The organism is Flavobacterium aquicola, assembly GCF_003385115.1.
GTDB lineage: Bacteria > Bacteroidota > Bacteroidia > Flavobacteriales > Flavobacteriaceae > Flavobacterium > Flavobacterium aquicola.
In genome coordinates this window covers 1-8,889 of the sequence record NZ_QUNI01000006.1, presented here as the reverse complement: position 1 = coordinate 8,889, position 8,889 = coordinate 1, and the positions used below count along the sequence as shown (strand labels likewise).

General features: G+C 31.8%; 6 protein-coding genes. All 6 read right to left on the bottom strand.

What is annotated here, in order from left to right; translation table 11 throughout:
• Nucleotides 1–350: 350 nt before the first annotated feature.
• On the bottom strand, nt 351–2,792 hold the full coding sequence (locus C8P67_RS11415; protein ID WP_245980428.1) for a TonB-dependent receptor domain-containing protein: 2,442 nt from the start codon (nt 2,790–2,792) through the stop codon (nt 351–353).
• Nucleotides 2,793–2,922: 130 nt separating this feature from the next.
• Complete coding sequence (locus tag C8P67_RS11410) at nt 2,923–3,849, bottom strand: FecR family protein (RefSeq protein ID WP_115813311.1); 927 nt, start codon at nt 3,847–3,849, stop codon at nt 2,923–2,925.
• Nucleotides 3,850–3,918: 69 nt separating this feature from the next.
• Nucleotides 3,919–4,476, bottom strand: coding sequence for an RNA polymerase sigma-70 factor (locus tag C8P67_RS11405; protein WP_245980427.1), 558 nt, complete (start codon nt 4,474–4,476; stop codon nt 3,919–3,921).
• A 246-nt stretch (nt 4,477–4,722) separates the two neighbouring features.
• Nucleotides 4,723–4,908: a hypothetical protein gene (locus C8P67_RS11400; protein ID WP_245980426.1), complete on the bottom strand. Its 186-nt coding sequence runs from the start codon at nt 4,906–4,908 to the stop codon at nt 4,723–4,725.
• 191 nt (nt 4,909–5,099) lie between these two features.
• Nucleotides 5,100–6,296, bottom strand: a complete 1,197-nt coding sequence (locus C8P67_RS11395) for a PepSY-associated TM helix domain-containing protein (protein WP_115813308.1) — start codon at nt 6,294–6,296, stop codon at nt 5,100–5,102.
• Between the two features lie 75 nt (nt 6,297–6,371).
• A complete protein-coding gene (locus C8P67_RS11390; RefSeq protein ID WP_115813307.1) occupies nt 6,372–8,624 on the bottom strand; it encodes a TonB-dependent siderophore receptor in 2,253 nt (750 codons plus the stop codon).
• Nucleotides 8,625–8,889: the final 265 nt, after the last annotated feature.

Here is an 8,889-nt window from a genome sequence, read left to right as displayed (position 1 = left end):
AAACAGCCTGTAATGCCTAAAATAATTACAATAAGCCCAGAAGCCAGACCTAGCCATAAATGTATTTTACCTATAGTTTTTTTTAATTTCATTGTTTTGTTAATTCATTAGCAGGATAAATATAAACAGATAAACTTGTTCTTTTTTAAGTAAAAACAGCTCATATTCGAAGACAGAGGTGTTTTGTGAATTAAAAATTACTTCAAACTTAAAGGTTAAAAATCCATCAGATGTTTAAGGTTATTCGATGGGGTTTTCTGTTATTAAAAGAATTTGTTTTTAAGATCATTTCAAAAACTAGGTTTCTGGTAATTTTTACCAGAAACCCTAAAGACATTATTCAAGACATATTAAAAATTATAACCAACTGATAAATTGAATCTTGTTCCATTTCCTCTTGTATAATTGGAATTAGAACCATAAAATTGAGAAGTAGTAGGATAATATGCTGTATTAAGTAAATTTTCAATACCTAATTTTATACGAAGTTGATCAGTTAACTTATATGCTGTGACCAAATTCCATAAATTAAAAGAATTAATAGGTCCTTCTCCTAGGGCATAAGTCCCATTACTTCTAGCTGTAAAATAATCACGGTCGCCTACATACATCCAATATAATTCAACATTCAGTTTTCGGGTTCCATATTTTGCATAAGCAGTTATTTTAGCTGGAGGGATTCGATTTGATTTTAAATATATGTCATTATCACCATAAAAATTGCCATCAGCATCTTTATCACCTCTTCCTTGTACATAAGAATAGTTTCCTCCTAGTGTTAATGGCTTAATTATTTGATAATCTGCTTGAAATTCATAACCCCATACTCGCTCTGGTAATCGCTCAGCAACTATATAACCATCTACCTGAATCGAATTGGTTCCAAGTTTTGAAGTGCTGTAATAATAAGAAGCACTAAAATCAAATTTTCCTAATTGACTACTGAAACCTCCTTCATAGTTATTGACAATCATAGGATCTGTTTGTAATTTTGATATGGCATCTTCTTTTGCAGAAGGAAGAAGTTTACCTATATCGAAAATAGTGAAAGATTGAGAGTAACTTATAAAAGGATTGAAATATTTAAATTTAGAATATCTGACACCAGCATTGAAAACTAATGTATTATACTCTAAATCTCCTCCTTTAACGGCAATACTTCCAACACCATTTGGCCCTGTAGCTAGAGTATTGTAACTTTCAATGTTTATTTTAATATTTTCGGCACGTACTCCGGCTTTTACGGTCCAATCATTAAACCATTGCGTTGTTAATTGTGCATAAGGTGCCAAATTGACCATATCAATGTTAGGTACCCAAACTCGACCATCTACCAGTTTTTGATTTGTTTTATCATTTAGTATGTCAAAACCATAACTAACATCACCCATTATTTTAGAAGAAAGTGTAAATGGTGTATTCAAGTTTACTCTCAATCCTTTTTTGGTAGAAGCAGTTTGAGATTGCCCTCCACCATAGAAAAAAGTAGAATTGGAGAAAACAGTTAAGAAATCTTGAAAATATATGTTAGCCGTTAAGCTGGTATTTCCAATAATATTTTTGTTATTGTATTGAAAATTAGCGTTATGATTGTAACGTGTACCTTCATCTATACCAGGTCTATTGGAAAGTATTCCTATGGCAGGAGTTTTTCCATAAACTCCATTTTTTAATATAAAATCAGAATCTTGGTTAGAGCTAAAATAATTATACATGATTTCAAACCTTTGTTTATCAGTAAGGTCATATCCTAATTTAGTAAAAACATTGTATGTTTTTGTTTCTCCCAATCCGTATTCTGGAGATATAACTTCACCTTTGGCATCTCTAAAGACTCCTGTTTTTTCATAAACCCCTCCAACAATATAATTAAACTTCTTAAGTTTTCCGAAAAACTGTTGTGTGTATCGATACCCTATTACACTATCCCCTTTAATATTTCCTGTGGTACCAGCTTCGCTATATCCTCCAAATTTTTTCTCCGTTTTGGCTGATTTTGTGATATAATTAATTAACCCTCCATCAGCCCCATTTCCATAAATAGCTGTAGCACCTTTAATAACTTCAATGCGTTCAATAACAGAGGGATCAATGGAACGCATTTCTCTTCCTGCTGATTTTAATGGAGTAGACTGAGGTATACCATCTATGAGAACTAGTGGATTTCGTCCTCGGAGTGTTTGTCCATAATTACCAGTGTTATTAGTTGCAGAACCTAAACCAGGAACTGAAAAAGCCAGTATATTTGCTACATTTGGACTAACAATGGAAAGTGTTTCTATATCTTTTGAACGAATGACTGTTACTGAAGAAGGAGTTTTAGATAGTGTTTCCGTTTTTCTACTGGCCGAAACAATTACTTCATCAAGTTGAGAATTATTTTTCTCCAAGTTAGCAGTCATAGGAGTTTTTACTTTATTAGAATCCTCAGATGACACTTGCTTTTTTTTGGTATTATTTTGTAAGTGTATTGTGTTGCCTCGTATACGGTAACTTATTTGTTGTTTTATAAATAATTCATCAAGTATTTCTCGTAAAGGTTTATTAACGTAGTTTTTACTAACAAGTCTATTGATTTTAAAAACGCTTGGGGTATAAGAAAATGTGCATCCTGCCTGTTCTTCTATTTTGGTAATAACTGTAGTCAGGTTTTCATCTTTAAAACTTAAAGTGACTTTTTTGTCTAATAATGTATTTTGGGCAAAGATATATTGCGTGTTAAAGCATAATATAAGAAAAAGAGCGATTCTTAATACACGCTGACAGCATGCATTTTTAGTGTTATATTTCATATTTTTGTAAAAAATGTTTATTTAATTTCTATTGAATGACATTCTGCCAGTATGTTAGTTTGGAGACGGCATACTGGTTTTTTTAAAATTATTTTTTGACGTGGATTTATTTCATTTGCGGGTTTTAGGATTAATAAATGATAATATGATTTTCTTTTATTTCATATTTAAACTTTAGCACATAGCTTAAATCATCTAATAGAGTCTCTATATTTGGGTTATTGAATTCTCCCTTGTATAATTGATTTTCCAGTTGTAGCTTTTTAATCTGAATTTCTACTCCATAACCACGTTCAATTTTATGAGCAATGCTTGAAAACGATTCGTTGTTAAAGTACAGTGTGTTGCTCATCCAGCCTTTGTAATATTTGGTGTTTACTGTTGATTTGATAAGACTTTCGTCAGTTAGGACAGCTTGTTCGTTGGGCAGAATAATAATTGGTTTTGTAGTATTGGTTTTGCTTTTAAAAGAAACCTTACCTTCATCTAACGTTAATGTAGTCTGTTCATCAGCGTATGCTGATAAATTAAACTTTGTACCCAAAACCGTTGTTTCTGATTTTTTGGTTTTTATGGTAAAAGGACGAAGACTGTCTTTTGCTACTTCAAAATAGGCTTCTCCAGCTAAAGTAACTATACGTGTATTTGCTGTAAATTTTTTAGGGATTTTTAAAAATGAATTAGCATTCAAATGAACTAGAGTGCCATCACTTAGAGTGAAATTTTTCATTTCTCCAGCTAATGTTTGGCAAACAAGAATTTCTTCTGGGCTGGAAGAGGACTGTTTGAAAAATGTCAAACCAATCAATAAAGCGATACTGGCAGCAATAGCCCAAGTTGTTTTTTTCTGAAAAATAGTTTCCTTTTTTTCTGGTTCTACAGCTATTGTACTTTTAATATTAGTCCATATTTTTTCTTCCAAAAAATCAGGAACATTTACGTCTTCCTCATTTTCTGTTTGATTTTCTGTTTTTAGCCATCGTTCAACAATTTTGTTTTCCTGCTCGGAGCATTGCTGACTGGCGTATTTTTTTAATATTTCTGGGGTTATTTTCATTCGACTATATACCTTGTTCAATACTATAGTCGGGAAAATAGGGAAGGAGTCCTAGTGTGGAAGTAAAAATTATAAAAATATTTTTATAATGACGTTTTGAAGAGCAGTTATCAGAAAAAGCAGAGGAATGTTTTCTCGTATAGAGCGAAGAGCTTTTGTAAGATGGTTTTTTACTGTTTTAGGAGAAATATTTAAATTGTCGGCAATTTCAGCTGTGCTCAATTGTTCTTCACGGCTAAGGCGATATACCTTTTGACACTGGCAGGGAAGGTCATTAATAACAACTTCTATATCCTGTTCAAGAAATTTGTATACAGCTTCATTATGCTGAAGGTATTTTTCATCAAATTCTGGATGCTCACATAAATTGCATTCCATCAAGTTGTTTTGTTTCACAGAAGATTGCATTCTGTAATAGTCAATTACTTTTAATTTTGCAGATTTTATCAAATAATGTTCAATAGAAGACGTAATCACTAATTCATTTCTTCTGTTCCATAACGAGATAAAAATGTCCTGAACCATTTCTTCTGCGGCTTCTCTGTTTGCAGTTTTATTATAACAGATAACATATAATTTTTTCCAAAAGTTTCTGTACAGACTTTCGAAATCATGTTTTTTTTTCAAATTATATGTTTTAATTATCTCTTTGATATTGCTGTTTTGGGAGTTTGTTTATAATTTTTTAGGTAATTTCGTTGCAAATATAGCTAATAAAATTTATTTAGATTTATTAAAAATAGACTTTGTTTATTAAAAATTGGCTTTCAAATTTGAAAGCCAATGCTATAAATATAATTTGATTCTTTGATTTCTTAATTGAGAAATGAAAAAATTGATTTTTGATCCAGTTTCTTATTTATCGATCAAAAATTAATTCAAAAAATAAGTTTTGAATTGGTCTAATTCAGTATGCGATTGAGAATAATCGAAAAACCATTTTTCTAATTTCTGAATTTCTGAAGGCGTCAAAGTATGGATGGCCTTTTGTAATTCCTTTGAAAAGAGCAGTGTATCAAAACTCACTTTCTCTAATATTAATATGGTATAATCAAACATGATGTATAGAATAAAAAGTTATTTATCATAAAGTCGCTGCAAGATTGCGTTTAGTAAATCAAAATGGCGTACTGTTTTTTATTTAGAATTAATTAAATCAGCCCTAAAAAAATCCAGTCTGTAATACCTGGATTGTTCAAGTTTCAACTGCGTTTTTTGAAGCTGAGATGTATTTCAGAAAGTACTAATTACTATTCAATTACAGTATTTGTTTCTTTTTTCTTTTTCTTTCGTCCCCACCAAATTAAGAATCCGGTTACGGGAAGGGAAGCGCAGATTAGACTCAGAATAAATGCTATAATTTTGCCTGGAATTCCAAAAATTGCGCCAACATGAATATCATAATTTGCTGCTACCGCTTTCTCTCCTAAATTTTTATCTTTATGAGAATGAACATGAAGCAGTTCGCCCGAGTTTTCATCAAATATTAAACTGTGATTAACATGATATGAATAGGATAATTGTTTGACAAATACTTCATAATTGGGATGTTCGTGATCATCAATGTGTGGGTGTCCAAAATCAAGACTATACCCAAAAGCATCTGGATATAATTGTTCCACTTTTTTACCAATTTTGTCTAATATTAAGTCATTTCTTACTTCTAATGGAGCTTTGGTTTTAATATGCGAAAAATCAGGATAGGCTAAACTTCCGCCAGAAAATGTTATATATAGAATAGCTTGGATAAAAAAGAAGGAATAAAACAATCCTGTAAATGCTATGACGAAGGCCAATGAAGAAGCATAAAATCCTAAAATGTTGTGCAGATCATAATTCTTTCTTTTCCAGTTTTTTACTTTACTCCATTGAAAAGAAAAACGCTGTTTTCGGGCATTTTTATTTTTTGGCCACCAAAGAATAATACCGGAAATAAGCATAAAAACGAATATCAATGTAGGTATACCGGTAACATAGGCTCCCCATTCGCCTTTTAGCAAAAAGCTGTAATGTAACGATTTAATAATGCTGAAAAAATCAGCAGTTTCATCATAAACAGCTAGAATCTGACCTGTAAAAGGATTTACATAAACAGATTTGTAAACGGCATATTCCTCAAAATAATTCCATGCTTCGGTATTGTGTTCATAATAATAAAAAATATAGCTTCTGCTTTTATCCATTGGTATGTTGGCCCAATGGACAGGGTATTTTTCCTTTGTAAAAGCATTTACTTTGTCTTCAAGAACTTTTAATGGAAGTATTTTTTTGGATGCTATATTTTGCTCTTTATGAAAAATAACATCTTTTCGAAGATAATTGGTGATTTCTTCCTGAAACACATACAGACAGCCAGTGATAGCAATGATAAATACCAAGAGCCCCGTTGATAATCCGAGCCATAAATGTAGCTTACCGATCGCTTTTTTGAATTTATTTTTTTTCATAAAAGTGGATAAAACTCCCCATTGTGATGAGGAGTTTATTTTTTAAAAATCAACTTATACTAATGTCTTTTGGGACTAAAATTTATATGATACTGAGCCTAAAAAGCTTCTAGGTGTTTGCGGGTTGATCGTTGACCAGCCTCTATAGTATTCTTCGTTTGTTAAATTATCTGCTTTTACAGCAATTCTGAAATTAGATGTTTCGTAAAATGCAGTTGCACCAAAAACTAAATATTCCGGCAAGTAAAATTGCCCTGTAAAATTTCTATTTAATGTAGCGTATTCGCCTCCGTAATTTGCTCCTAAACCAAGACCAAATCCTTTTATGAAATTTTCGGTAAATTTATAGCTTGTCCATAAATTGGCATTGTTATATGGTCCTGCTGATTCGGGACGTAATCCAACGAAAACAGCATCTCCTTCTAATAATTTGCTGTCAATATAAGAATATCCAGCAGTAACATTCCATCCTTTTAAGGGAGCTAATAAAAATTGAGCTTCAAAACCTTTATTGCGTTGTTTTCCATTTTGGTCATTATGTCCATTTGTATAATCTCCAATAAAAATCGTTTTGTCATTAACGGTAATGTCAAAGTAGCTTAAAGTTCCGCTAAGTTTGCCTTTGAAAAAATCTAATTTTACTCCTCCTTCATATTGAATAGATTGCTCTGGTTTTGCATAATAATTATTAGCAACTCCGGCAACATAATCAGCAATTTGCTGTGGACGGCCAAAACCATTTTGATAATTTGCAAAAATTGAAATTTGCTCTTTGATTGGTTGAAAAATTATACCAAATTTAGGAGACCAATTTGAAAAGTCTTTTGAAAAACTGTTACTTGCAGAACTGTATTTTGATTCGTAAACATCATAACGTACAGCAGCATTAAGGAATAAATTATCTGTAACATTTAATACATCTGAAACATAAAAGCTGTAGTTATCTAAACTTGCATTATCTGGAGTAGAGAAAGTAATTACCTGATCGGCTCCCTTTGGTGTTAAATCACCTGAGTCATCTCCTTGTTCATTCATTTTAATCGGACTTCCATAAGCAGTATGTAAATAGGGTACCAAAGCTTGAAACTGTGCATTACTTGAACCTCCTACGTGAACAAAACCTTGGTTTCCATACGAGCTGTTATCGGTTTCAATATTTTCATGATAGTAATCAGCACCTACTAATAATTTGTTGTTTAAATCACCGATTTTAAAATCTCCCAAAAAGTTTTGCTGTATATCAAGACCTTTGTTTTTAGAATCCATTTTACTTACTGAACGTGCATAAATAGCACCATCGACTGTAAAAGGTCCTATTAATGGGGCTAAAGTTTTCTCGATTAAAGACGTACCTTCATATAAGTAGGTGTAATACCCTTTTGAATAAGAAGTGTAATTAGAGAATGATGTTTTAGAAGTCCAATGATTATTGATTGTATAATTTGCGGTAGCTTGAAGATTGTAATAAGGGTTTTCCAAAGTTAAATCATTGCTGGTATAAGATCTTTTATTGTCGTATCCAGTTTTTTCTACTGTATTAGCTCGAACAGGTGAATCTCTGTCCATAAAAAGCATAGTTGGATTCGTTCCTTCTGAATCCATAAATTCAGCATTTACTACAAAGGATAATTTATCATTTATAGTCCATAACAAGGAAGGAGCAATAAAAAATGATTTGGAAAAACCGTAATCTTGGAAGTTTTCCTTATTGGTGTAGGCTGCATTTATACGAAAAGCAGTTTTTTTGTCCAAGCTTAGTGTTTGGTTATGGTCAATAGTTGCTCTATGTGTGTTGAATGAACCAAAAGTATATGATATATCAGTTTTAGTCTCTCCAAAAGGCTGCTTAGTATTTATGTTTATCAAGCCACCGTGTGAAGTTAATGCTCCTCCATAAAGAGTTCCAGAAGGGCCTTTGATAACTTCAATGGTTTCTATATTTGCTGGGTCTGGAGTTCCGTTTCCTACATTTGGTAAACCATTTTTTAAACCTGGCTGTACAGAAAATCCTCTTGATCCAAAATATCCGCCACCATCGCCGCCACGTCCCGTAGATTCCCATAATTTTGTTACTCCTGTCGCATTATTTAGAGCATCGTCAAAAGATATATTTACTTGCTCTTTTAGTAAACCGCTTGTAATTGATGATACGACTTGTGAATTTTCTAGGTCTTTTAATGGCATTTTGGAAACAGTCGTACTTTTTTCTCTCCTATACTTGTATTTGTTATTGATTTCTACCGCCTTTAAGGAATCGGTTTGAATTTCTTGAGCAAAACCAGCAATTGAAAAAAGCATTACTGCGCAGAGTAAAATTTGGGTCTTCATTTTTTATTTAGATTAATTAAAAATAATTCGACAAATATATTTGCTTTATTTTTAATTAACAATTTATTTAGAATAAATAAAAATAAAATATTTAACGTAAAGAGATAGTGAGTTTTAGAGCATAAAAAAACCTTGCTGTTTTATAGCAAGGTTTTATTGGTCTCAGATTCGGGTTTAAAACCCTGCAATTTATTGCAGTACTTTAGTAATGCGAAAAAATCTTTACCTTTAGATTATGAGCACAGATTTAAGAAAAGGTTCGCAT

Coding starts and splice junctions, on each gene's coding strand:
- C8P67_RS11415 (WP_245980428.1), bottom strand. CDS start 2,792: ATGAAATATAACACTAAAAATGCATGCTGTCAGCGTGTATTAAGAATC.
- C8P67_RS11410 (WP_115813311.1), bottom strand. CDS start 3,849: ATGAAAATAACCCCAGAAATATTAAAAAAATACGCCAGTCAGCAATGC.
- C8P67_RS11400 (WP_245980426.1), bottom strand. CDS start 4,908: ATGTTTGATTATACCATATTAATATTAGAGAAAGTGAGTTTTGATACA.
- C8P67_RS11395 (WP_115813308.1), bottom strand. CDS start 6,296: ATGAAAAAAAATAAATTCAAAAAAGCGATCGGTAAGCTACATTTATGG.
- C8P67_RS11390 (WP_115813307.1), bottom strand. CDS start 8,624: ATGAAGACCCAAATTTTACTCTGCGCAGTAATGCTTTTTTCAATTGCT.